Annotated in this window: 24 protein-coding genes, 1 pseudogene and 1 riboswitch; of the genes and pseudogenes, 20 read left to right on the forward strand and 5 right to left on the reverse strand. The window is 48.7% G+C overall.

What is annotated here, in order from left to right; all coding sequences use genetic code 11:
- Positions 1 to 546: 546 nt before the first annotated feature.
- The 4 genes from LQV63_RS22625 to LQV63_RS22640 all read left to right on the forward strand — a co-directional run bounded on the left by LQV63_RS22625 (position 547) and on the right by LQV63_RS22640 (position 4,106).
- Positions 547 to 1,338: a transporter substrate-binding domain-containing protein gene (locus tag LQV63_RS22625; protein WP_019423914.1), complete on the forward strand. Its 792-nt coding sequence runs from the start codon at positions 547 to 549 to the stop codon at positions 1,336 to 1,338.
- 88 nt (positions 1,339 to 1,426) lie between these two features.
- On the forward strand, positions 1,427 to 2,083 hold the full coding sequence (locus tag LQV63_RS22630) for an amino acid ABC transporter permease (RefSeq protein ID WP_019423915.1): 657 nt from the start codon (positions 1,427 to 1,429) through the stop codon (positions 2,081 to 2,083).
- The gene (locus LQV63_RS22635; RefSeq protein WP_019423916.1) at positions 2,076 to 2,798 is read left to right on the forward strand and encodes an amino acid ABC transporter ATP-binding protein; all 723 of its coding nucleotides are present in this window, start codon (positions 2,076 to 2,078) and stop codon (positions 2,796 to 2,798) included. The genes LQV63_RS22630 and LQV63_RS22635 overlap by 8 nt, the downstream gene beginning before the upstream one ends.
- Before the next feature lie 351 nt (positions 2,799 to 3,149).
- Positions 3,150 to 3,316: riboswitch (cyclic di-AMP (ydaO/yuaA leader) on the forward strand.
- A gap of 1 nt (position 3,317) precedes the next feature.
- Positions 3,318 to 4,106: a 3D domain-containing protein gene (locus LQV63_RS22640; RefSeq protein ID WP_233698405.1), complete on the forward strand. Its 789-nt coding sequence runs from the start codon at positions 3,318 to 3,320 to the stop codon at positions 4,104 to 4,106.
- Positions 4,107 to 4,211: 105 nt separating this feature from the next.
- On the opposite strand, the gene LQV63_RS22645 is transcribed toward LQV63_RS22640, so the two are convergent.
- Positions 4,212 to 5,792, reverse strand: a complete 1,581-nt coding sequence (locus LQV63_RS22645) for a bifunctional metallophosphatase/5'-nucleotidase (RefSeq protein ID WP_233698406.1) — start codon at positions 5,790 to 5,792, stop codon at positions 4,212 to 4,214.
- 415 nt (positions 5,793 to 6,207) lie between these two features.
- On the opposite strand from LQV63_RS22645, the gene LQV63_RS22650 reads away from it, so the two are divergent.
- The gene (locus LQV63_RS22650) at positions 6,208 to 7,800 is read left to right on the forward strand and encodes an Ig domain protein group 2 domain protein (protein ID WP_407672952.1); all 1,593 of its coding nucleotides are present in this window, start codon (positions 6,208 to 6,210) and stop codon (positions 7,798 to 7,800) included.
- 111 nt (positions 7,801 to 7,911) lie between these two features.
- Here LQV63_RS22650 and LQV63_RS22655 read toward each other — a convergent pair whose 3' ends face one another.
- Positions 7,912 to 9,030, reverse strand: coding sequence for a polysaccharide deacetylase family protein (locus LQV63_RS22655; RefSeq protein ID WP_019423920.1), 1,119 nt, complete (start codon positions 9,028 to 9,030; stop codon positions 7,912 to 7,914).
- Between the two features lie 281 nt (positions 9,031 to 9,311).
- Between LQV63_RS22655 and LQV63_RS22660 the strand changes: the two genes are divergently transcribed.
- The 7 genes from LQV63_RS22660 (at position 9,312) to LQV63_RS22690 (ending at position 14,462) form a co-directional block, all read left to right on the forward strand.
- Positions 9,312 to 10,013 carry a dihydroorotate dehydrogenase electron transfer subunit gene (locus tag LQV63_RS22660; RefSeq protein WP_019423921.1) on the forward strand — a complete coding sequence of 234 codons (702 nt, stop codon included), beginning with the start codon at positions 9,312 to 9,314 and terminating at the stop codon, positions 10,011 to 10,013.
- Entirely contained in the window at positions 9,994 to 10,929 is a 936-nt protein-coding gene (locus tag LQV63_RS22665; RefSeq protein ID WP_026011305.1) for a dihydroorotate dehydrogenase, read from the forward strand. The genes LQV63_RS22660 and LQV63_RS22665 overlap by 20 nt, the downstream gene beginning before the upstream one ends.
- Before the next feature lie 39 nt (positions 10,930 to 10,968).
- Entirely contained in the window at positions 10,969 to 11,376 is a 408-nt protein-coding gene (lpdD, locus tag LQV63_RS22670; protein ID WP_233698415.1) for a prenylated flavin chaperone LpdD, read from the forward strand.
- A gap of 565 nt (positions 11,377 to 11,941) precedes the next feature.
- Positions 11,942 to 12,619, forward strand: coding sequence for a PspA/IM30 family protein (locus LQV63_RS22675; RefSeq protein ID WP_019423924.1), 678 nt, complete (start codon positions 11,942 to 11,944; stop codon positions 12,617 to 12,619).
- 136 nt (positions 12,620 to 12,755) lie between these two features.
- Positions 12,756 to 13,160, forward strand: coding sequence for a DUF350 domain-containing protein (locus LQV63_RS22680; RefSeq protein ID WP_026011306.1), 405 nt, complete (start codon positions 12,756 to 12,758; stop codon positions 13,158 to 13,160).
- Between the two features lie 32 nt (positions 13,161 to 13,192).
- Positions 13,193 to 13,699 carry a DUF4178 domain-containing protein gene (locus LQV63_RS22685; protein ID WP_019423926.1) on the forward strand — a complete coding sequence of 169 codons (507 nt, stop codon included), beginning with the start codon at positions 13,193 to 13,195 and terminating at the stop codon, positions 13,697 to 13,699.
- A gap of 10 nt (positions 13,700 to 13,709) precedes the next feature.
- Entirely contained in the window at positions 13,710 to 14,462 is a 753-nt protein-coding gene (locus LQV63_RS22690) for a DUF4247 domain-containing protein (RefSeq protein WP_233698408.1), read from the forward strand.
- A gap of 60 nt (positions 14,463 to 14,522) precedes the next feature.
- On the opposite strand, the gene xerS is transcribed toward LQV63_RS22690, so the two are convergent.
- Positions 14,523 to 15,608, reverse strand: coding sequence for a tyrosine recombinase XerS (gene xerS / locus LQV63_RS22695; protein WP_233698409.1), 1,086 nt, complete (start codon positions 15,606 to 15,608; stop codon positions 14,523 to 14,525).
- Positions 15,609 to 15,839: 231 nt separating this feature from the next.
- On the opposite strand from xerS, the gene LQV63_RS22700 reads away from it, so the two are divergent.
- On the forward strand, positions 15,840 to 17,201 hold the full coding sequence (locus tag LQV63_RS22700; RefSeq protein ID WP_019423929.1) for an MATE family efflux transporter: 1,362 nt from the start codon (positions 15,840 to 15,842) through the stop codon (positions 17,199 to 17,201).
- A gap of 219 nt (positions 17,202 to 17,420) precedes the next feature.
- Here LQV63_RS22700 and LQV63_RS22705 read toward each other — a convergent pair whose 3' ends face one another.
- Positions 17,421 to 17,741 carry a hypothetical protein gene (locus LQV63_RS22705; protein ID WP_026011307.1) on the reverse strand — a complete coding sequence of 107 codons (321 nt, stop codon included), beginning with the start codon at positions 17,739 to 17,741 and terminating at the stop codon, positions 17,421 to 17,423.
- 80 nt (positions 17,742 to 17,821) lie between these two features.
- Positions 17,822 to 17,998 (reverse strand): YjfB family protein, encoded by a 177-nt coding sequence (locus LQV63_RS22710; RefSeq protein WP_019423931.1) that lies wholly within the window; start codon positions 17,996 to 17,998, stop codon positions 17,822 to 17,824.
- 179 nt (positions 17,999 to 18,177) lie between these two features.
- Between LQV63_RS22710 and LQV63_RS22715 the strand changes: the two genes are divergently transcribed.
- The 7 genes and pseudogenes from LQV63_RS22715 to LQV63_RS22745 all read left to right on the forward strand — a co-directional run.
- Positions 18,178 to 19,023 (forward strand): AraC family transcriptional regulator, encoded by an 846-nt coding sequence (locus LQV63_RS22715; protein ID WP_019423932.1) that lies wholly within the window; start codon positions 18,178 to 18,180, stop codon positions 19,021 to 19,023.
- 105 nt (positions 19,024 to 19,128) lie between these two features.
- Positions 19,129 to 20,508: an ADP-ribosylglycohydrolase family protein gene (locus LQV63_RS22720; RefSeq protein WP_233698410.1), complete on the forward strand. Its 1,380-nt coding sequence runs from the start codon at positions 19,129 to 19,131 to the stop codon at positions 20,506 to 20,508.
- Positions 20,509 to 20,524: 16 nt separating this feature from the next.
- Positions 20,525 to 21,871, forward strand: a complete 1,347-nt coding sequence (locus LQV63_RS22725) for an ABC transporter substrate-binding protein (protein ID WP_233698411.1) — start codon at positions 20,525 to 20,527, stop codon at positions 21,869 to 21,871.
- Between the two features lie 82 nt (positions 21,872 to 21,953).
- On the forward strand, positions 21,954 to 22,865 hold the full coding sequence (locus LQV63_RS22730; protein ID WP_233698412.1) for a carbohydrate ABC transporter permease: 912 nt from the start codon (positions 21,954 to 21,956) through the stop codon (positions 22,863 to 22,865).
- Positions 22,865 to 23,692 (forward strand): carbohydrate ABC transporter permease, encoded by an 828-nt coding sequence (locus LQV63_RS22735; protein ID WP_019423936.1) that lies wholly within the window; start codon positions 22,865 to 22,867, stop codon positions 23,690 to 23,692. The genes LQV63_RS22730 and LQV63_RS22735 overlap by 1 nt, the downstream gene beginning before the upstream one ends.
- Before the next feature lie 177 nt (positions 23,693 to 23,869).
- Positions 23,870 to 24,634 (forward strand): 2,4-dienoyl-CoA reductase, encoded by a 765-nt coding sequence (gene fadH / locus LQV63_RS22740; protein ID WP_233698413.1) that lies wholly within the window; start codon positions 23,870 to 23,872, stop codon positions 24,632 to 24,634.
- A 100-nt stretch (positions 24,635 to 24,734) separates the two neighbouring features.
- A pseudogene (locus tag LQV63_RS22745) lies at positions 24,735 to 25,256 on the forward strand (glycoside hydrolase); the annotation flags it as partial.
- Between the last annotated feature and the right edge of the window lie 38 nt (positions 25,257 to 25,294).

Raw genomic sequence — 25,294 nt, forward strand, 5'->3', positions numbered from 1 at the left:
AGCGAATGAATGAACGGGGAGAGAAGCTCTAATTGCGCCCCCCCCTCGCTCATCGTGCAGATGAGATGATGTCAGCAGGCATGACCGATGTCGGGCAATGCATCATATTCACATAAAATGCAACGATAGGCCCAGTCTTCTTGCTGCTGTATGATGCAATGAAGGCAGTAGGAATCGATAATACTTGGTGTTGTGATGTAAAATTATGACTTGTTAAATATTAGTTGATGTTCATGCGCTTGAAATACTTCATTCCCCAATTCCAGATGTGTTCCGATAAACTAAGAGATTTGTATTAAATGGTATGTTAGGAATAAATGGTTTTCAAAATACGCACTTTTGGATCTACAGAAATCAATCTCCTCATCACAGCTATGGTATTATCAACCATTGTATTATATCATAGGAAGGTTTCGGCAAGATGAAAGCGCCGCTATGAAAAATTATTGAAAAGAAGGATTGTATAAGTATACACCATCATGTATAATGAGTTCAGCCCTTCGAAATGATAGGGTAAAATAGATAGAAGAAGCGGGGATGTCATCTATGAAAGCACTGAAAATCGTTACCATATGCACACTATTAATGAGTCTTCTCATCGGTTGCGGAGCGAAGGGCGACCGTTATGATACAGTTATGGAGAACAAAAAGCTGGTGCTCGGAGTGAGCGCGGACTATCCGCCATTCGAGTTCCACGCAACGGTCGACGGGAAAGACGAGATTGTCGGATTTGATATTGAGCTCGCGAAGGAAATCGCGAAGGACTTAGGAGTGCCGCTTGAAATTAAGGACATGAAGTTCGACTCTGTCGTCGCATCTGTACCGACCGGAAAGATCGATATCGCCATCAGCGGCATGGACCCGACTCCTGACCGCCAGAAAGCGATGGATTTCTCCAAACCATACTATGTTGCCGAAGCTGGTGTCATCGTACGGGCGGAAGACAAAGATAAATACAAGTCACCCGAAGATATGAAAGGTTTGAAGGTAGGCGTTCAAAAAGGTTCTACGTTCGAGGATGTAATCGGACAAATTCCGGAAGCAAAAGCCGAGTTGCTGAATAAGGTGAACGACCTTGTGCTAGCGTTGGAAACGAAGCGTATTGACGCGGTTCTGGTAGAGAAGCCAGTAGCTAAATCTTATGAAGCCAATCGCAAGGAGCTGGCAGTAGCTGACGTCGTATTGAAGCCGGCGAGCGACGGTTATGCTGTCGGCATGCGCAAGGATAGCCCGAAATTGGTGGAAGCTGTGAACAAGACAATCGACCGTCTGAAGTCTGAAGGCAAGCTGGACCAGTTCATTACGCAGGCGACGGAGCTGGCGGAATCGGGAGAGTAAGGCAGGAGAAGGCGGCGGATAGCCGCTTTTTTCATGAGTTGGACACAATAGGTGCTATATGAGCAAGGATGGGAAAGGGGTTAGACCGGTGCTCGATTGGTTTGGAATGTTATGGGACTTTAAATGGGATTATTTATCCGGGGCGAAAATAACGGTGCTGTTATCGTTGTTTTCCGTATTGGCTGGATTCATTTTAGGCGTTGTTATTGTCTTGGTGCGAATGTCCGGCTTCAAGCCATTGAAATGGCTGACGACCGCATATATTGAATTGGTGCGAGGCACGCCGCTTCTCGTGCAAATTTTTATCATTTATTTCGGTTTAACTGAATTCGGCATCGAGTTCAGTCCGTTTATGGCTGGAGTCGTCGCGGTATCGATTAACAGCTCTGCTTATTTGTCTGAAATCTTCCGCGCCGGCATTCAAGCAATCGATAGAGGGCAGGCCGAGGCTGCCCGCTCTTTGGGGATGTCAAAAGCGATGACGCTGCGACATATCGTGCTGCCGCAAGCGTTTCGCAACGTCCTGCCAGCGATTGGCAACGAGTTCGTGACCATTATAAAGGAAACGTCCATTGTCAGCTTCATCGGCATTACGGACATCATGTTCCAAACCGAGGTCATACGGAGTAAAACGTATACGGCTCTGGGGCCGCTTATGGGTGCGGCCATGATGTATTTCATTCTTACCTTTACGCTTTCCAAAGCGGTTGCAACTCTGGAAAGGAAGTTGAGCAGTCATGATTGAGGTTCGCAATTTGCATAAATCGTTCGGTGCATTGGATATTTTGAAAGGCATGAATATGTCGATCAAACAAGGCGAAGTTGTCGTCGTCATAGGGCCGAGCGGCTCAGGAAAGAGCACCTTTCTGCGGTGTTTGAATCTGTTGGAGACGCCGACGCAGGGTGATATTTTGTTCGAGGGCACGAAGATTAATGAGAAGAAGCATAATATTAACAAGACGCGTGAGAAGATGGGCATGGTGTTTCAGTCGTTCAATCTGTTCCCGCATATGACGGTGTTGAATAATATTACGCTTGCGCCGATTAAGGTGAAGCAGTTGAAGAAGAAGCAGGCAGAGATGGTTGCCATGGATCTGCTGACCAAAGTCGGTCTGGCTGACAAGGCCACGGCTTATCCAGGACAGTTATCGGGCGGTCAGAAGCAGCGTATCGCCATAGCCCGCGCACTCGCCATGCAGCCGCATGTCATGCTTTTTGACGAGCCTACGTCAGCTCTTGATCCGGAGATGGTGGGTGAAGTGCTGGAAGTGATGAAATCGCTCGCCAGTGAAGGAATGACGATGGTCATCGTGACTCATGAAATGGGCTTTGCCCGTGAGGTGGGAGATCGGATTTTATTTATGGATGGCGGCGATGTCGTGGAGCAGGGTACGCCAGAGCAAGTGTTCCAGCACCCGCAGCATTCCAGAACACGTGACTTTTTAAGCAAAGTATTGTAAAACACGATGAGTAACTATAATCTCCAGTAGTTAGGGATTTGGACAGAATGACCACTCCCCTAATTATGGGGATTTTTTTATGGAGTGAAACCAGATTGTTCAAATTCCCAAGCATCCGGTTGACGTACGCCTGTAATGCGGTTCATCTTTAGGGGATATTTGGAATATGTAATTTGTTTACAAATTTTTAAACTATGCTATTATAAAAGTGCGAATATTACAAAGTTGTCACTAGTAATTACAAAAGTGTTAGGATTAAGCGTTAAATTACGCTGAAAAAATCCATAGGGAGTCATTATTTCAAGACAATTCCAGTAACTCCCTGCGCACAGGTTACAAGTTTGTGATATGATGCAATTCGAGCCGAAACGAAGCACCCGTACGGGGGATGATTGACCGGTGTTCAATAAATGATCACCTTGGGGTGAATCGCCATTCCGAAAGATCGGACATGGTGTAGGGGAACTCCTTAACCCGAATCCGACAACTAACCCCGCAGGCTACTGACAGGAGGAACATATGCGTAAAAGAACAATTGTGAAGCTCGCAGCCGCTTTACTGGGTATAGCTACCATTTTACAGATCATCCCGGTATATGCCGAGCCCTACCAGGCTAAAGAGGGAGATACATTCTACTCTATTGCTAAAAAGCAAAATATTAGCGTAGAAGCTCTAGTAAATGAGAATCCATTGATTAATCCGAAGAATATATACGGCGGGTTGACAATGGAACTTCCGACGCCAGTCATTCAAGGAAATGTATCGTCATCTTATTCCTTGCCTGCCAAGGCAATTGAGAGAGACAACAAAGATGACGCATCGAAGGTTTCAACAGAAGCACAGAAGGCAGCTAAGACTGAAGCAGTGGTACAGAAGGAAGCGAAGAAAGCAACGGGTGACAAGAAAAGCTCCACACCACAACAAGCAGTGAAAGCAGCAAATACTGCTCCTAAAAATGTGGTTAAAGTGTCGGGACGTTCGACAACCTATTCGAAGAAGCTGAACATGCGCGCAACTGCGTATACAGCGCATCCGAGCGAAAATGGTGAGTGGGGAGCCGTAGATTTCTACGGGAATGCATTGAAGCTGGGCACGGTTGCCGTTGACCCTAAAGTGATACCGCTCGGAACTAAGCTATTCATTACAGGCTATCAATTCAAGCATCTGCCGCAAGGAGGACTCGTAGCTGAGGCACGGGATATTGGCGGGGCGATTAAAGGTAAAAAGGTAGACATTTTCGTTCCGGTAAGCAAAAGTGCCGGCAGCACTTTCGGCGTGCAAGATGTGCAGGTTTATATTATCAAATAACAATTGCAATTATACTTAAGTACCCAAAATGTGAAGAGGCTGTCCCGAAAGTAGAGAAAACTACTAGAGGGGCAGTCTCTTTTACATAATTATGTGCTGATCTATTCAATCCCAAATGACCTTCCAATTATGATTTACCGTTGCGGTAATTGTGCCCTGCTTCATCATATAGTCTGCGATAAGATCGGCTGTGTCAATCGGAATATGACGAACGACCGGCTTGCCGGAGAACATTTGGAACCCGCCGGCTCCTGAAGCGCGATAATGGTTCATGGCGACATCATATTCCTTGTCCAGATCAAGGGGCTGTCCGTTCCGTGTCAGTTGTACGATACGTGTGCCTACCGGTCGGGACACGTTCATGACATACTCTATGCCTTCCCACATGTCATAATTGTAGTGCTGCGCTTTGGGATAGAGGAAGGACGAGTGAACGGCCACTGATTGACCGTCATATGGCGCAAAGTAGCGGGCAGACCATTCCAGAGCGTCCCGGATATCGCGTCCCTTCAACCGCAACACCTTCAATGTGTTGGAATACGGACAAAATGCGGTTATTTCGCGCATGGATACCTGATTGCCGAATCCGGCAGCGCTGTCGTCAAATAAGGCGGTGCATGAAATATCCGTGCCCGATACGTCCATCTGCACACGGTTGATGAACTCGATTAAAGGGTGCTCGGCAAGCCGGGCCTCATGGGGATCACGTATTCGCATATCCCCGTTAATTCGGCAAATGGGGCGGTCAAGCCAACGCTGGACATTTACTTCGTAAGGCGTAATCCATTCGCTAAGCTCACGGTCGGCTTCAGCGCCTGCCGCGGCAATCAACTGAGATCGTTTCTCGCTGACGCGCCAACGGCCATCTTGACGAGTAAGAAGCAATTCAATTTCGGCCGCGTACCGGCCTTGACTTCCCGGTTGAACAACAATAGTGTCCCCGATATTGCCGCTGGCAATGGTCCGGTGCTGATGTCCGGTAATGAGCACGTCGATGCCTTCCACTTCTGCGCATATCCGTGAGCCTTCATTTTCCCCCGTATCCTCCTCGAGAGCAGCTCCCGTGCGTAAATCTCTTTCCAGACCGCCGTGATAAGCGATGATAACGATGTCGGCTCCTTTACAGCTCCGTAATTCAGGCACCCACTGCTTGGCGGCTTCTACAGCCGGCAGGAAATGCAGGCCAGCGATATGCTCAGGCAGTTCCCAATGTGGGGTGAAACGGGTGGTCAGTCCGAGCACGGCTGCGCGCAGCCCGCCAGCAAATTCCGTTATGAAGTAAGGGTCGCCAAAGTACGGTTTTCCCGTATCCTCTCGCACAATGTTGGCCGCCAACCAGGGAAACGAAGATTCGCGCTGCGCTTTTTTCACAAAATCAAGACCGAAATTAAATTCGTGGTTGCCCGGGATGAATGCGTCATATTTAAGACGATTCAAGGCGGCAATCATCGGATTGGGGGACTGCGGATCGAACCGGGCATGATAAGTAGCCAAAGGTGTTCCTTGCAGAAGGTCGCCGTTATCGATGAGAAGAAAATGCTCCTTGTCTGCGCGGACCTGCCGAATCCGTGAAGCGAGCTTTAGCAGACCCAATTCTTCGGGGGCGTTGTCAGCGTACCGTGTGGGCAGCATGTGGCCATGCACATCGCTTGTGGCCCATATCGTCAAGGTGAATGATTCGCGCATTACGGATGACCTCCTATAAGAGATTTTCATGCTGGGATGTCGCGATGAACTTTTATCTCTGTTGTTGGCAAATCCCTGTTTTCCAATGCCTGCTCGATATAAAACCTTATTCGATGCGAACGAAATGATTCCTTCGCTCCGCCACAGATTAACAAAATCATTACACAAAAGTAGTGTGGATAAAATTTACATAATTTTATCATGAAACTGCTGCCTTTCATGATACGCTATAGAAGCGCAGCAAGAAGGAGTGCGGCTCTGTAAGTCTTCCGGGATGCTCATATGCTGCAAGAAATTTATAGTTGAAAGCTTCCGGCTGCGGAAAAAGTCCGCTGGAACTTTCGTAACTGAAGAGGAGGGGAATTTCATGATTACGAGTAAACGTATTGGGCGCTTGCTGCTGATCGTTGGCTTGATGTTCAGCCTTATGATGCCAGTCAGCTCCGTCCTGGCCGAAGGGCCGTCGGATCCGGCGCCGGTGCTTCAACCCGTTGGCGCTCCTAACGGGAAAACCGTATTGTTCGATAACGCGCACGGACAGACGGCCGGTGCCGCGGACTGGGTCATTGATGGGGCTTTTTCCGATTTTGCCTCAGCTCTGGCTAAGGAAGGCTACCACGTCAAGGAACTGCGCAAAAAAGAACCGATTGCGCTGAACGATCTGGAAAATGCTGATGTTTTTGTCATTCCGGAAGCGAATATTCCCTTCAAAACGTCCGAACAACAGGCAATGGCGCAGTATGTGCACAATGGAGGCAGCATTTTCTTCATCGCTGACCACTATAACGCAGATCGCAACAAAAACCGTTGGGATGCTTCGGAAGTGTTCAATGGGTACCGTCGCGGAGCATGGCAGGATCCGACGGCAGGCATGAGTGCGGAGGAACGCCAATCTGCGGCAATGCAGAATGTATCAAGCTCGGATTGGCTGGCGGATAACTTCGGCATACGGATTCGCTATAATGCCCTTGGCGATATCAACTCCGACTACATTGTGCCCTCGCCCCAAGCCTTTGGCATCACTGAGAATGTGAAGACCGTGACTATGCATGCCGGCTCGACTTTAGCGATTACAGATCCTGCCAAGGCGAAGGGGATTGTGTATATTGCAGCAACCAACAAAGCGTGGCCCAACGCAGTCGACCAAGGCGTGTATAACGGCGGTGGCTTGGCTGAAGGCCCATATGTGGCGGTTGCCAAGGCCGGTCTGGGGAAAGCAGCCGTTATCGGTGATTCTTCTCCGGTGGAGGACAGCACGCCGAAGTATTTGCGGGAGGAAAATGGCGCAGCAAAGAAAACATACGACGGCTTTTACGAACGGGACAATGATAATCTGTTGGTCAATATAGTGAACTGGTTGTCTGTAAAAGAGAGTTATACTTCATTAAGCCAAGTGCCCGGACTTACTTTGGATCAACCAACCGCACTGTTGGCGCAGGAGTCGCCGCAGAGTTCCGTGGAACCGAAACCCGAGCCTTGGGCCAGCCCGGCTTCAGGATATAAATGGTGGGATTCATCCACGTTCAAGCAGGGCTCTTACGGGTATGATTCTTCGTCACCCGGCGAGCCTCCAACCGGAGATGGAGAAGGATTCGAGTCCGGCAGCAAAGGAGCTTATGCGGCTGGCACCGTGACGCTCGACAGCGGATTATGGCTGTTTGATAATGCGCTCATCGGCGACCTGCCGAATGACAAGAAGAACGGAGCCAAATCGGCCCGCATTCGCGCAGCCGGGTTCATTGCCATGAATGATGATGTGGAAGGGGCCGAGAGTGTCACATTGCAACATGCCAACTTTGGCAATGACACCGGCGCGGTCTGGAAGCTGCAGAAGTCGACGGACGGCGGTTCCACATGGAGCGATGTTGGAGAATCGTACAACAGCGGCGCCAGCTTGGCCGATAAGACGATCGAGGTGAACGAGACGGGGGCCGTCCGGTTCAAAATTGTCGTTGCCGGAGTTTCAGGCAAACGAATCAATATCGATAACTTCCAAATCAACCGCTGACAGACATTTCAAGTTACATGCAAGCTCTCATTATTGCCACGGTGACTGATAAGAGGCCGTTTGCCGCACCGCGCGGCAGGCGGCCTCCTTTTCTTGACAAAGCCCTTCCGCTCAATCATCCCGCTTCTCTTTACGATCCTGCAATAGCTCGGATACCGTAACGAACTCGTAATTCTGAGCCTTTAGACGATTGATAATTGCAGGTAACGCTTTAACTGTGCCTTGCAAGTACCCGTTGTGCGCACTGCCGCCTGCATGCTGCAGCACAATCGAACCGGGTGACACCCCGTTCACTACGTTGCGGATAATTTGCGATGCGCTTAATCCGCGCCAATCATTCGAATCGACGTCCCAATTCACGACCAGATAACCATGGTCACCTGCCCAACGCAGCTGTTTCTCACTAATTTCACCATAAGGCGGTCGAAAATAACGCGGTTTATATCCGACGATTTGTTCAATAACACGTTCTGTATCTTTCAATTGATGTTCAAATGCAGGTAACGTCAGCTTGGTTAACAATGGGTGATTATACGAATGATTACCGATGATATGACCTTCACGCACAATTCGTTGAACAAGCTCGGGATGTGCTTTCGCACGGGAACCGACGAGAAAGAAAGTAGCTCGTATGTTATGCTCCTTCAAAATATCCAATACTAACGGTGTGGCTCGGTTATCGGGAACATCGTCGAATGTGAGTGCGACTTGACGGGAGCCTTGAGCCTTGCCGCGCAGCTTGAATATATGCGGATATTTCATTCTGAGCTGGGCAATGGACAGATTCTGTCGCTTATTTAAGCTGGATTGTGAACTTTGGGAAGTCGATCTGACTTCAGAAGACTTGTTCCATGTTCGTTCTTTGGAGTGAGTGTTATTTTTTGTATCTTTCTTGTTCGCTGCTTTATGTTCTAACTGTTTTTTGTTTGCGGTATTTATCGTGAAGCGTAGGATACGGCGTTCTTGCTTGCGCTCTTCCTTCTTCGGTAAGGATAATGTTAACGGACTTGCGGTAGAGCCGTCCGTATTCAGGCCGATCGAACGCGGCCATATCGAGTTAGGATCCTGATTCCAGGGGGAATGACTTCCAGATGGCCGAGCGGATTCAACGGCAGATGACGGCGTTGGTTGTGAAGGCGATGTTGGGGGTGCAGCATCACGTGAACGCGGGAAGCAACCGGTCGTACATAACAAACAGAGCATGACTAAGCTAAATAACCATTTACGCATGGAATCTTTCCCCTTTCCCGTTAATGTTCCTTGTTCTTGTTATGTCCTTGACGAAAGGGAAATATGCTCATGAACTGCTTGTCATAAAAGGGAAATGTTCGCATACGGTTGGTCCAATAATAAAATGGAAAGTAATTCGCTTACCTAGAACTTGTTGCTAATATTCTGAAAATTTGCGCAACCCTTGTCACATTTGCTTTCATTTGTGATGATTCTCACAGATGCTTTGTTCCGGAAACAGGCATAGTAGTAGTTGTTAAAGCTAAAAAAGGAGCATACCCGTGTACACGATTCTTTCCAACGAACGCATCTCTGAAGGCATTTACCTCATGACGGTGGAGGGACAATTTCAAGCCCGTATGGGGCAGTTCTATATGCTGCGGGCTTGGAACCAAGCACCCGTACTTTCCCGTCCAATCAGCATTTGCAATATGGAGAAAGACTGTATTCAATTCCTGTATAAGATTGCAGGGGAAGGCACCCGACTGTTCGCATTGTTGCGTGCCGGTGATTCCATTCAATTGGAAGGTCCGTTCGGCAACGGCTTTCCCGACGTTCAAGGCCGTACGGCGTTAGTCGGCGGGGGAATTGGAATCGCGCCGTTGCTCTATACGGCGAAGCAGCTGGACAATCCGGATATTTATCTCGGATTTCGCGGCCAATCTTATATGACCGAAGCATATGAACCCTATGCAAATGAACTTATCGTGCGTGTAAATGGAAATTTGCTCTACGATTTGGACATGAAAAAGTATGACAATGTGCTCGTGTGCGGTCCGCTCGGCATGATGAAAGCGGCCGCCCTCATGGCGGAAGGACTGGATACGAAGGTGTACGTATCTTTCGAGAAGCGTATGGCTTGCGGCATCGGCGCTTGCTATGTATGTTCGGTCATGAACAAGAACGGCAACCGCAAAGTTTGCGCAGATGGGCCAGTATTTTTGGCGGAGGAGGTGGAATGGCATGCGGAACTTAGCTTGTAATGTGGCGGGAATACCGTTCAATAATCCGATTGTTATGGCATCTGGCACCTTCGGATTTGGACAGGAGTATGCCAAGCTGTATGACATTAATAAATTGGGCGGCATCTCATGCAAAGGTCTTACGCTGCATCCCCGCAAGGGCAATCCAGGCGCGCGCGTCTGGGAGACGGCCGGCGGTATGTTGAACAGTGTGGGACTTGAAAATCCGGGCATTGACGCATTTCTGGAAGACGAAATGAAGTTCTGGGAGACGATTGAGCCTGTTAAAATCGCTAACCTTGGCGGCAGCAATATTGAAGAATATGTACTTGGCGCGCTGAAAATAACGAAAGATGCGGAAGAACGCCGCAAACAAAATCAACGTGCCGTCGATATGATTGAATTGAATATCTCATGTCCGAACGTGAAGGAAGGCGGAATGGCCTTCGGTGTTAAGACAGCTGTGGCGCGAGAGGTCATTCGCGAGGTGCGGCAAGTGACGTCGCTTCCGCTTGCTGTGAAGCTGTCGCCGAACGCTGAGAATATCGTAGATATGGCTGTCATGTGTGAAGGTGAAGGAGCGGAATGCGTCTCACTAATCAATACGTTCTCTGGCATGAAGATCGATATATATCAGCGCCGCAGCGTATTCCATAATATGTACGCGGGCTTGTCCGGACCATCCATTAAACCTATCGCGCTTCGGATGGTGCATCAAGTGGCGCAGCAAGTGACGATTCCGGTCATGGGCATGGGCGGCATCGCTTCCGCCTCGGATGTCATCGAATTCATTATGGCTGGTGCCGAGGTAGTGCAAGTCGGAACCTATAACTTTATGAACTTGCGCGCTGGCGAGGAACTGCTTGCAGGCATCCGCAGCTTCATGGAGCTGGAAAATATTCAAAGCTTAGATGAAATCCGCGGCATTATTCAATAAGATCGAGGGATCGTTGTAAATAAAGAGGTGCTGCAATTGATGACGAATGACGCTGGTGCAGGGTGCGTGAATGCCGCTACGGAAGAGCAGGCCGACAAGCTGGAGCAGTTGGCTTCCGCCTCTTCTTATGGAGACGACTTGAGCATTCAGGTTTTACAGGTCGGGAGAGACTGGATGTTTGCGATTACCGGCGGTGACCCGCATATCGGCGCGGTATCGACTGCTTCGAAGGATGATGGAGAGTGGAAAGTAAAGACGACCCCCGTCCCCGGCCACAAGGAACATGTGTTAACCGGGCCGATGGCGCTGCAGGCGGCGCAATTCTTGAAGACGACAGTCACGGTCGTGGCAGGCATCCATTACGATAATTTGACGGCGGCGGACATTGATATGGTCGTCGACAAAGTGTGGAAACGGTTTTTGCTGGAATTGAATACACTGTTGTGAACTTGTGCATGTAAAGTGTAACTGAGAAGACAACGGTATTAAGTTCGAATAGGGAGCGCCTGATTGAGGCGCTCTTTCTCTTTGATTATATAAAAAATATGGAATAGATTGCGAAGGGAAATACGTCTTTTAGTATATGCTCACTCTTCCAGTCGTTCAGAAGCCGCACAGCCGAGGAGTTCTAAGAGTTCGATGAGTAGTTAATGCTCCATATAATAATCATGTTCTGATGCGTCATGAAGAGCTCACTGAGGTAAGGGGAGAGCGGTGCTAAGAGGTGGATCAAGCAACATGGTCAGCAGCGAATGCGTGATTTTAGCCTATTTGCGCATTCATTATGAATTCAGTTTGTGACGTTGTTGCTGCGTTCTGAGCATGTAGAAATGGGGGAGTGAGAGGCGGCTTGTGACGTAATTGTGTGTGTGCTTGTGGAACCCGAATTTGAAAGGTATAATTTTTTGAAACAACTAACGAAATAATTCGTATGTATGGGTATTGAGACATAATATCATAGATAATGGATTTTCGTTTCAAGGTCTATGATTCTAAAGGAGGAAACGATACAATGTCATTATTTAAACGTTTACGTGATGTAACAATGTCCAACATTTTCGCCTTGATTGAGAAGGCAGAGGATCCCATTAAGATGACTGATCAATATTTGCGTGACATGCAGGAGGATCTGGAAGAAGCAGAGCGTGCCGTGGCACAGCAAATCGCGATCGAGAAGCGGTTCAAGCAATCGTATGAAGAGCAAGCCGCACTTGTACAGAAACGCGAAGAGCAAGCTCATATTGCTGTTCAAGCAGAGAATCTGGACTTGGCGCGCCGCGCGCTGGAAGAGAAAAAATCTGCTGAGCAGAAGATGGATGAGTACAAGACGAGCTACGACCAGAATAAGGCATCTGCAGATCAATTGCGTGCCAAGCTGGAAGAAATGCGCAAACAATACTCTGATATGAAAAATAAGCGCGAAACGCTCGTTGCCCGGTTCAACGCTGCGAAGGCGCAGACCGAAATTAATAAAGCGATGGCGGGCTTCAGCTCAGACACCGCAATGTCCGGTCTGAAGCGTATGGAAGACAAAATGCTTCAAATGGAAGCGCAAGCGGAAGCCAGCAATGAAATGCGCGGTTCCGGCTCCAAATCGCTGGATGACGAATTTGCCAGCTTGAGTAAAGACAAAGGTGTGGAAGACGAGTTGGCGGCGATTATGAAAAAGTATGAAAAACCTGCCGAGTAATGATTTCGAGAAGACGCTTGTGTCAGGCAAGCGTCTTTCTTCCATCAATTAGACAATATGGGACATGCAATTATGCTGCATAGTCGTATAATGACCATGTTAGCATGAAGGAGGATTATGCTTGGAAAGACTTAATATCACGATGGATAATATTACGGGCATTGCCGTCTGGACGGGGACAGGAGCGCTGCTGCTGTTCTTGCTCATGTTCGTGGATTCTCTTTTTACCGGCTATAAGGATGTTCACGAAATGAGGCAGGGGAATGTGGCAGTGACGACGCGGTTCATTATGAAGCTCTTCTCACAAGGGTACATACTGTCCAGCTCGATCAAAGTCGCATATAGCTTGGGCGAAGCACTGCTTATGTCTGTCGTATCCTTTGTCATTCTGCTTATTCTGGAGCTGATTTTCCGAGTCTTGTTCCGCGGCCTGTTCAGTATGAATTTGGAAGAGGGAACGAAGCAAGGAAACATGTCTTATGCTCTGGTGGCAGGATCATTACATGTCGTAGGCGCGCTAATCATTGCAGCTTGCTTGTAATTGTAATTATGAGACAGAAGGAGACGAATGTCATGAGCTTGTGGAAACGGTTAAAGAACATCATGGCGAAGCCTGAACCGTCCAAACCGGAGAAGACATCGTCTGCGCTCGACCCGGGTGATATTTGCGAAGTATCACTCGTAAGCTACGAGGTAACCGGTAGAACGGATTGGCGTACCCGCAATGCAGCATGGCTGACGATGCGGGATGGCGCTCGAATTAAATATTTGTTGGTGGAACAGCGTGAACAGCCAATTTACAGCTTATACGAGGCCATCGACGGCCGCTTGGATGGCGTCGAAGAGGTCCCGACCGAAGTGGAATTGGATGGAAGATGGTTCTTTTTAGAAGACCAGTATAATGGAAGAGTTATGTGTACTGGTCAGACCCCGTTCGGGGTGGCAGGGGAGCAATATGTATGGCAGTATCAATCCGACGATCGCAAGCTGTTGCGTATCGAATGGCAGGACGGTCGGTTTCAGTTGTATGAGGGTGACTCCGTAATTTCAGCCGATGTGCGCATTCTGCGCCGGACATAAGGGGCCGCCTATGCGTAAGTTTGGATTAGACGCCATTAAATGGACGATTATTGTTTGTCTTATCGTTCCCCTGCTAGCGGCATGCGGGCAGTTCGATTTATCAGAGTCGTACCCGCTTGAATCGGTTACGCGTGAAGGACAAAGCACTTCTTATATTTATCGGGCTGTCGATACGTCCGTTCCTGATGCTGCTCAGGCGATCGCTGATAAGCGCAAGCCGGATCAAATATCGGAACGTAGCGATGAGAGAATGTTTCTGGTCTACCGCGATGAATTAATTCAAATCCAGCAGGACCCGAAGAAGCCGGAAGACAGCCTGATCGAAGTAGATTCCAAGGAATACGTCAGACAAAACTATGACCGCAGCTTCTTGGAAACTTATATTACGTATAAGGTACTGGATAGTTTATTCGATTCTGTGCGCGGATTTGGGAAATACCGCGGATATACGGATCGGGGCAATTATGCCCCTTCGAAGCCGTATCGCAAGCCGACCGTAGAGGATAAGAAGAAAGCCCCGCCGATTACGGTTGATCGCAAGGGCTCCATCTTCCGCAGAGGCTCCGATAAGGATACGACCGTCGGCAGCGGGGGCAGCATCTTTAAGCGGCAGCCTTCTGACGGAAGCTCCAAGGGATCGATTTCACGGAACAAAGATGGCGGCGTTCGTTCGCCGAAGTACAATCCGCCTAAGGTGAAAAAGTATAAGCCACCAAAAACGCGAGTCGGTTCAGGCAGCATCTTCCGCCGGGGCCGACGATAAAGCAGTAACCATTAATCACCGCCCATTCCTTCAAGAATGTGGCGGTGATTTCATTATATTCTAAGGTTCATCCTGACGTCGTTCAATCGCTTCGGACATCGTCTTATCGGTAAGATGGGCATATATTTCGGTCGTCTCGGTAGAGGCGTGCCCTAGCTGCTCTTTCGTCTTGTAAATGTCATTTTGCAAATAGTAGTCCGTTGCGAAGGAATGACGCAATTTGTGCACCGTCAATGCGGGTTTCCCGTATCGCTTCGCGTATTTAATAATCATTTGCTGAATAGCGCGCTTCGTCATTCGTTTGCCTTCGGTTTCACCGTTCTTGATGGCAAGAAAAAAGGCCTTCTCCCGTTTGGGAGCAGCATAGCGCGTAGCACGCAGTTCCATGTAATCAACCAGGTCTTGCTTGGCGCTGTCTCGAAAATAGACGGGAGTTTTGAACGTCTCGTCGTTGTGGCCTTTACGGTACACATAGACAAGTTTATTGTTCAAGTCAACATCATCCATATTTAAATTCACAACTTCGCTTACACGCAGTCCCGAATTGAGGATTAGGCTGACGATGGCTGCATCCCGCACTGCGTTCAAAGAGTGCGCATAAGCGGCTTGTTTGTTATCCGCGACATCATGTGCGTAGCCTTCACGAACATATCCGATGAACACGTCGATTTCATCTTCCTCCAGCAGCTTTCCCTTCAGCTTGGATGCGGTGTCTTTCGGTTTATGTACACGCTTAATCTCAATCTTCGCCATCACATTGCGTTTTAACAGCGGATAGAACTCTTCATCCTCGGCAATCTGGCTCAAATAATGAAACAGCGATCGCAAAGACGATAATTTGCGTGACACCGTTACTCTAGCATTCGTCGTCTCTTTATAAGTCGTTAAATAAATGCGAAACGAAGTAATATGCTCCATGCGCAGCGATTCCAAATTGAGCAGCGTCACGTCTTTCAACGCGGTGGCCTCGGTCAATCGCTCGACGATGAGCCATCCGAAAAAAATCTCGTAGTCCCGAACATACTCCAATAGAGAAGAGGGGGACAGATCAGGCAGCTTGTATTCGATAAATTGCTGAACATACCACGGCAAGGTTGGAAGTTTATCGTTCAAGACAGCCCGGTCTCGTATCTTTTGAATTGTCATCTTATTCAACCCTCCATCAGTATCACTATTGTATCGGAACCAGCGTTTCTACGCAAAGAATATGGTCGCATTCTGAGTAGGTTTGGTATTTGCTCTAATATTGATGGACGGGTGCCTTCTCTTCACGGTTATGTTTTCTCCACAGTTACGAATATGTGTTGATTATTTAAATTGTGTCATATATAATAGTCTGATTATGTGTCTTTAAAGAGATAAGGAGTCTTATGTAATATGAAACAAACGTATACGTTGAAGCAGAAGTTGATTCAGCTGCTATATATTTTGCTGCCTATTTTTGTGACGCAGGTGGCCATGCAGCTGATGACGTTTTTCGATACGGTCATGTCAGGCAATTACAGCACGACCGATCTTGCTGGGGTTGCGATTGCAACGAGCATTTGGGCGCCGGTCTATACCGGATTAAGCGGAATTTTTCTGGCAGTAACGCCGATTGTCGCACAGCATCTCGGAGCTGGTCGCAAAGATTCTATCGCGCCTAACGTCACGCAAGCTGGATATTTATCGATATTGGTCGGATTCGGTGTCATTATTATCGGTTACTTCACACTTGAACCACTCTTGGCGGCGATGAAGCTGGAGCCTGAGGTTCATCGCGTCGCCAAGCAGTATTTGGCAGCGTTGGCCATTGGAATCGTTCCTTCCTTCGTATACACCGTTCTGCGTGCAAGCATTGATGGGTTGGGACTCACGCGTGTGACGATGTTTATCACACTGCTCTCCTTCCCGATTAACGTGCTGTTGAATTACTTGTTTATATTTGGACGTCTTGGCTTCCCGCAGTTGGGTGGAGTCGGAGCGGGTCTCGCTACAGCGATTACATATATCATCATTACGATCATCGCCATCGTGTTTCTGCGCCGCAGCGACATGATGCGGACGATGGGAATCCTTCGTCAGTGGGGAGGCGTGTCGCTCTCCCGTTGGAAAGAAGTGCTTCGCATCGGGATGCCCATTGGTCTGTCCATATTTTTTGAAGTGAGCATCTTCGCCGCGGTGACTTTATTTATGAGTAAATATGACACGGCAACGATTGCGGCGCATCAATCCGCTTTGAACTTCTCATCGCTTCTATATATGCTGCCGCTCAGCATTGCGATGTCGTTGACGATTATGGTCGGATTCGAAGTTGGGGCTAAGAGATTTGCGGATGCCAAAATCTATGCAAGAATCGGTATGTTCTCGGCGATGGGACTCTCCTCGTTGTGCGCCTTCTTCCTGTTTTTGTTCCACAGTGGAGTGGCTGGTCTGTACACGCTGGATCCGCATGTACGGGAGATTACAGAGTCGTTTCTTATTTTTGCGATATTCTTCCAACTGTCCGACGCGATTGCAGCTCCGGTACAGGGAACGCTGCGAGGTTATAAAGATGTGACTGCCGTATCCATTATCGCGTTTGGCTCTTACTGGGTAATCGGCCTTCCGCTCGGATACGTTCTAGCGAACTGGACATCGCTAGAAGCTTACGGATACTGGATTGGTCTCATTAGCGGTTTGGCTGTTGGCGCGATTGCATTGTTCTCCCGTCTGGCAATTATCGAGCGGCGGATGCGCAGCGAACAAGCCAAGGCTTAGCATATTTGAATAATGTCATTATAATGATTTATACCATCCGAATCGGCCGTGCCGTGATCAGCATATGACACGCATGCCGATCCTGGATGGTTTTTTAGTGTGCGAAACGCCTGAGACATGCGGGAATTGTTGTTACTGATTGAAGGGGAGAGTGAACGGAAGCACCGAACGGAGAGAGTATCGCCTCTCCACTATCTTGAGAGAAGTACGATAGTTCATTTAAAAACTGTATTTCAGCACCTCCTCTACGTCGTCCATTTGCAATATCAACTGCTCTATATCCGTTCCATGCCGGGCGGCAATCCCGGGCAGATTAATTCCTATATGTGCCACCGTGCTTGTCAGCTGTGTCAGATCGCCAAGGAGCACGGAGACAGAAGGGAATTCTCCGAAATCTTCAACTTCCATTTTTTTAAACGGTCCAGAGACGGGGACGAACAGTGTCCGGGTCCAATCCAATTCTCGGGGCTCTGGTCTAATTATTAGCTGCAGCGGGCGGACGTTATCATTATAAAAGTCGTAAAAGGCTCTAATAAGCAAAATTGCCGTCTTCCTTTCGGGTAAGTTCATAAAAAAAGGGGAGGGATATCAATCCTCTCCCCGAAAGCCTCGAGTCAACATTAAAGCTTGATGTCGATATTGCCTCCCAAGTTTGGCTGCACACTTTGTTCCATCATTTTAATGATGTCTTGACCAATCTGGCTAGCTTGATCATTTGACATCTTGAGCACACGGATGCTGACTTCCTGAGACAGCCTGTTTTGATTCATGACAGTGGATATTGCTGCTATGTCCATGATGTACATACACCTCCTTGCAGTTTATATCGGCAAAAGATTGTTCAATCATAAATGAAGAATGAGGGTCCGAACATAGTCCCGCCTAGATTGAGATAAAGCTTCAAACGATGAACGTTTAGAAGTCTATTTGTTGTACAATGATAAGGCTATTATCCATGAAAAAGAGGTTTCTGCCGATGGTGAGAAAACTGATAATTGAACTATTTGAATGGTCGCCTACCGCACATATCGATCCGTTTCATACGCACGATCATCTGGAAATCGGATATTGTCTGTCTGGTACCGGAACATTTTATTTTGGGAATAAGACGTATTCGGTCCACAAGAATGATGTTTTTGTCGTCAACAATTTAGAATGGCACGCCGCATCATCCAATCCTGACAACCCGAGCAATTATTTGTTCATTTACTTCGATGCGATGATCATCGAGCAGGTCGATCCAGAACTGCTGCTGCCCTTCGTGTATTGGCCCAAGCGTTTTGATAATCGTGTATCTGGCCGTCTGCCCGTCGCCCGCCAGATCGGCGAGCTATTCCAAGAGATGTGGGACGAGTATCGGAATAAAGAGCGCGGTTATCAGGGAATCATTCATAGCAAAATACTGGAAATATGCGCGCTGCTCTTGCGCCATTATGACAGTCAGACCTCTTTGCGGGAAGGCAATCAAGCGCTGATGTCATATTATCGACTCAAGCCGGTGCTCGATTATATGAAGGATCATTTTCGAGAACCGATTACGTTGGAGAGCGTCGCTTCCATGTTATCGTTAAGTCCGTCGCGGGCACGGCATTTATTTGCCGAAAAGCTCGGAGGAGGCTTTAAGCAGTACTTGCTGCAGTTGCGTGTTAACGAGGCCAAAAGGCTGTTGGTGAGCACCGAAATGCCGATTATCGACGTCATGCACCATTGCGGCTTTCAAAGTCACGCCCCCTTCTATAGAGCGTTTAAATTGATCGTCGGGATGGCCCCGCAGCAATATCGGGAGCTTGGCGCAAAAATAGCCCTTTTTAAGAATCGATAAACGAAAAATAGGAAGAAACAAGAATTGAAAACCCTTACAATAGGGGGAGATAATTGTTAACAAATTGGGTTTTTAGTGAGTGGAGACAGAAATGGGGGACACAGCATGGCAGGTTGGGATTCGTTGTTCGTGTTAGTGCGTGACGAGATCAAGCAGCGCGCAGAAGAAGGCGCCGATGTTTCCGGATTTGAAGAAAGATTGCAAGCTGCTTCGGAGAATGAGATGGAGTTAATGTCAATCTATCAAGATCTGGGTAATCTGGAAATGTCCCCAGAGTTCCCGTATTCGGAGCCGAACGGCTTGAGAGAAATCCGTGCCGAGCGGCCGAGTGGACCGCGCAAGCTGCAGATGAATGGGAGCGAAGAAGAGCTGCGTGATAAATTCTACGGTGCCTGGCTCGGGCGTTCTGTGGGCTGCGCGCTCGGAAAACCGCTCGAAAGCATGCATTTTCTGGAAGGACTGGGCGATAATCCGGGTTGGAAAAATGTGCAGCTATGGTTTGAAGGCGCGGATGCTTGGCCGATTCGCAGTTATACGCCGGGACATTCGCGGGCGAAAGAGGAGCTTGGACTGGAACTGGCACCGTATGGGGAGCAAAGCCAGCTTGAAAACATCCGGTACATGGAAAGCGATGACGATGTCCGTTACACGGTACTCGGTCTTGTCATGCTGGAGGAAAAAGGAGCGGATTGGGACAGCTGGGATATCGGGAAGCTGTGGCACCAAAAATTGACGTACGGGCAGATGTGCACGGCGGAAACGCAAGCTTATCTCAATTTCGCCAAAGTAACCCATCATTTGGAGAAGCAAAGACCGGATGATTGGCACACGAAGCTCGATTGGGTACGCAACTACTTGAACCCTTATCGCGAGTGGATCGGGGCGCAGATCCGGGTGGATGGATTCGCATACGGCGCAGCCGGCAATCCAGAGCTTGCCGCTGAGTTCGCTTGGCGGGACGCTTCATTCTCCCATGTGAAGAACGGCATCTACGGAGAGATGTTCGTCGGCGCGATGATCGCCGCTTCGTTCGTTGAATCGGATGCCGAGCGCATTATCGAAATCGGGCTCAGCGAAATTCCGGATAACTGCCGGTTGGCGCATGCCGTGCGCAATGCGGTAGAGATCGCAAAAACGGCGAAGAGCCAATTGGAGATGGTGGAGCGTATCTGGGAATCGTATAAAAATTATAATCCGGTTCACACGATTAATAATGCAGCTCTATGCGCCGCCTCACTCGTCTATGCTCAAGGCGACTTCGAACGCGCGATTACGACCGCGGTATTGGGTTGGGATACCGACTGCAATGGCGCAACTGTCGGCTCCATCATGGGGGCGATCCTCGGAGCGAGCCAATTGCCGGAGAGCTGGACTTCGAAGCTTAACGATACCTTATATGCAGAGATCAACGGATTCCATCCGATATCCATTTCAGAATGCGCCAGTCGCAGTTACGAGGTGTTTCAAAACATTAGAAATGCATAGAACTTAAGGGGAGATCATGATGAAAAGGGCTACGAAATTTTTTGCTGTGTTATTAGTCAGCTGCAGTATGATCGCCGCAACTGCTTGCGGCAGCGCCGATAAGGGGACGGGAAGCGCCAACCAAGGTCAAATCGGCGACAAGCAGGGTGTCAAGGAAATTACATGGTACCTTCATACGCAGTATGGGAAAGAATATTTTGAGAATGACGTGATTAAACCGTTCGAAGAACAACATCCCGACATTAAAATCAATGTAACGTACAACGCCGACCCGGAACAAATTACGAAATCGCAGCTTGCTGCAGGGGCGGGGCCCGATATTATTACGACGGACGGAACGACGACGCTGCGGCAGTTCGCTAAGGCGGGATATTTGGTGGATTTGGACGAATACAGCAAGAAATACGGATGGGATCAACGCTTTATTCCGTGGGCTTACCCGCCAGTTACGGTAGGAGACAAGCTGATTGGTTTGCCGGGGAAATATGAGACGGAACTCGTCTATTACAACAAAAAAATGTTTGCAGACAACGGATGGGACATTCCGAAAAGTTATGATGAACTGGTGGCCCTTAGCAAAAAAATGACCGAAAAAGGAATTATTCCGTTCGCATTCGGCGCATCCGACTATAGAGGGGCCAACGAGTGGTGGCTCTCGATGGCATATAATGCCACATTAGGACCGGAAAAATTGAAAAAGGTGCTTTCTGGCGAGCTACCTTGGAACGGACCGGAATCGACAGAAGCCGTTCAAAAGCTGGTGGACTTGTGGAAAAGCGGATATATTAATGATAAAAAATCGCATGCAATTACCGGAGAAGATGCAACGACACTCTTCCTATCCGGGAAAGCGGCCATGAAAATGGAAGGCAGCTGGTTGTTGAACACCCTAAGCAGCAAAGCAGGCGACATGGATTGGGGAATCTTCCCGATGCCATCCTGGAAGGAAGGCGTTGAGACCAACCTGCCGTTAGCTCTCGGTATCGCGTATGGAATTAATGCGAACTCCAAAAATCCGGATGCTGTCGCAGAGTTTTTGAATTATGTGACACAGGCGGACGTTGCGGCGAAAGGTATTGTCGCCATGGGTCTTCAGCCGATTAAAGATTTGGACTTAGGCGCTATACCGAATTTGGACAAACACTACAAAGAGGTGTCCGACCTGCTTGCCGATTATGGCAACCGCAATGCTACCGGTTATTTATCATGGACGTTCTGGCCAGCACAGACGAGAGTATTTTCCTACGATAACCTGGAAGCGGTGTTCTTGGATGGCATGGACATAAAATCGTATATGGACAAAATGGAAGCGACGTACCAAGAGGATAAGCAAAGCGGTAAAGTATTTGAATTCGCAAAATGAACACCTGTTGGGAACGCCTGCTCCTAACACTCTGAAAGAGGAGTGTAACTCCTCTTTACTTTCTTTTTAGGGGTGCGTGCATATGGCTGATATGGTTTCATTGTCTTCGAAGCCGAGACCCGGTAACAGGCGGAAACGAAAGGCGCTATTGCCTTGGTTGTACGTTCTGCCCGCTCTGTTGTTGACCGGGTTTGTGATTGCAATTCCGACCGTAGGGACGCTCTATATTTCCTTGACTAATTGGGATGGAATTCGTCCGCCGGAGTTTATAGGACTACAAAATTTCGCGACTCTCATTCAGGACGTTCAGTTCTATAAAGCGTTGAAGAACAATTTGATCTGGCTGTTGTTGTTTTGTACGATACCGGTCTCGTTCAGCTTGATAGTCGCCGTTCTGCTCTCGCGTGTAAGGCGCGGGCAAATGTTCTACAGGGTCACGTTCTTTTTGCCATATATTTGTTCCACCGTTGTGACGGCCAAAATATGGAGTTGGATTTACAATCCCTTCTTCGGGATTAACAAAGTGCTCGAAGGTTGGGGATTTACGAATCTCCCGTTGTGGCTCGGCGATCCGGACAAGGCGCTATTTTCTGTTGCCTTTGTTGACGGTTGGCGTTATTGGGGTTTTCTGCTCATTTTATTTTTGACGGGCTTTCATCAGACTGACCGCAGCCTGGAGGAAGCGGCCATGATTGACGGCGCGGGCAAGCTCAGAATCTTCTGGAGCGTCATTATTCCGCAGCTGCGCCCGACCTTGCTGCTCATTATGATGATGACGATGATTTGGTCGTTTGCCGCATTTGATTACGTCTATGTGATGACCGGTGGAGGGCCGGGCAATGCGACGGAATTAATTGCAACATATATGTATAAGGAAGCGCTGCAAAATCAGGCGCCGGGATACGCCAGCTCCATCGCCCTGGCCTTGGCCTTGTTTAGCGGCATTGTTATCGCGGTATTCGGATATTTAAGAAAGAGAGGATGGGAGATCTAATGGGAGCGCGTTTGTTTACTTCGTTATCGCGTCATTTCTTTCTGATTCTTGTCCTTCTGTTTGCGATCGGGCCGATCGCGTTGCTGTTTATTAATGCGGTCAAGCCGCCAGAGGAGTTTCAGGTAAGCCCGTTCTCTCTTCCTGCGCATTTTACCTTGGAGAACATTACGGCGGCATGGAATATGGGGGAATACGGTAGGGCCTATTTAAACAGTATTTTGGTAGGATGCTCGACCGTTGCCATTATTTGCATTGCCGGGGGATTGTGCGCATATGCGCTTGCGAAAATGGATTTCAAAGGAAAAGGGGGCATCTTGGCGTTTCTATTCCTATGCGTGTCCGTCCCGTTGGGCATGTTTTTGGTGCCGCTGTTCTATATGTGGCAGAAGCTGCATTTGATGAATACGCTGACGGGCTTGATCATTATTTACAGCGCCATTTTCCTGCCGCTCAATATTTTCATCCTGCGTACGTTTTTTCTTGGAATACCGAAGGAATTAAGCGAAAGCGCAAGAATCGATGGCTGTAACGAGGGGATGATTTTGATGAAAATCATCGTTCCGATCGCCAAGCCGGCGTTTCTGACCGTTGCGCTGCTCGCGGGCTTATATACGTGGAACGAGTTCTTCTTCGCCAACGCCTTTGTGCAGACGGAAGCGCTCAAGCCCGTCTCCACGAAATACTTGACGTTCGTTGGCAATTTCAGCTCGGATTGGAGCAAGATTTCAGCCGCGGGCCTCATCTCCATTTTGCCTTTTACGGTCATTTATATGTTTTTGCAGAGAAGATTTATCGAAGGCGTAGCGGAAGGCAGCTTAAAGGGATAATGGAACGGGAGTAAGAAAAAGGAAGAAATTCGCGAATCTTTATGTTAAACTGTAAATACAATAGAATAATAGACTCGGAACAGAAGGCCATCGGAATCGTTATTTCGGTGGCCTTTCGAGCATCATGTCGCTGTATGACAATCCGAGTGAGCAAAATAGTGAAAGCGAGGCGGGGAAATGAAGGGGAAGTCGGTTATCATCACGGGTGGTTCCAGCGGTATGGGCAAGGCGATGGCTGCGCGTATGGCACAGGAGGGCGCATGGGTCGTCATAACAGGACGATCGGCAGAGAAGCTGGAGGCGGCAAAAGGCGAAATAGAAACATTCGCAGGACAGGTGCTTACCGTACAAATGGATGTGCGTCAGCCGGCAGATGTACAGCGTATGGTGGACGAAGCAGTGGCTGCCTTCGGACGAATCGACGCGCTCATTAACAATGCAGCAGGCAATTTTCTATGTCCAGCAGAGGATTTGTCAATCAATGGCTGGAATGCGGTCATCAACATTGTGTTGAACGGGACGTTCTATTGCAGCCAAGCGGTCGGAAAGTATTGGATTGCCGAGGGCATTCCGGGCAGCATTGTCAACATGGTGGCCACATATGCGTGGGATGCCGGACCGGGGGTTATTCACTCGGCTAGCGCCAAAGCGGGTGTGCTCGCCATGACGCGTACGCTTGCGGTGGAATGGGGACGCCGATATGGCATCCGAGTCAACGCCATCGCACCTGGCTTAATCGAGCGTACCGGTGGCGCAGATAAGCTCGTTCCATCCGAGGAAGCCGGACAGCGCATGCTTGACAGCGTACCGCTAGGACGCTTGGGCACACCGGAAGAGATTGCGGGGCTTGCCGCTTTTCTGCTCTCGCCGGATGCAGCGTATATGAACGGCGCGTGCTTGACGTTGGATGGAGGGCAATCGCTGCACCAAACGTTTATATAACTGGCTGATACCGGTTATTACAAAGGTGCTTACGGATACAAATGGCCATCTTCAGGGGCACTATATTCCCGGCATTTAATCCCCACCAGGTCAATATGATTTCAATGGCAGACCTGATCAGGTGTGGGTCATGCAGCAGGCCAAGGCCAGAGGAGTTCATAAGCTAATTGCAAGCAGTTGGAGCCCGCCTGCATGGATGAAGACCAACAATTCCACAACCAATGGCGGGTATCTCAAATCCGAAAATTATGGTGATTTTGCTCTTCTCATGTCCAAGTTTATCAAGGAATACAACCAGCAGTTCGGTATCGACCTTTACGGTGTATCCTTAGCCAACGAACCCAATTCGATGACTTTCCTGTCTTGGGGTTCCAGTGAATGGAATTCTACGAACATCCAGGTGTTCCTGAAAGACTATTTGAAGCAGGCAATGGTGAATCAAGGGGTGCAGGGTACAAAAGTAATTGTTGGAGAGCCCTCATGGTGGTCTGAGGATCTGATGAAGGATGCCCTTAATGATCCTGCTTCGGCGGAAAGGATTGACATCGTTGCCGGGCATAACTATCCCATACCCATTATCGGAGTCGAGCTTCCGACAACTCCATTTACAGAAATTAGCTAAGAAAGCCCTTGCCTTTAGGCTTGGGATGAATTGGCTTA

The sequence above is a fragment of the Paenibacillus profundus genome, assembly GCF_021369635.1.
Classification (GTDB): Bacteria; Bacillota; Bacilli; order Paenibacillales; family Paenibacillaceae; genus Paenibacillus_B; species Paenibacillus_B profundus.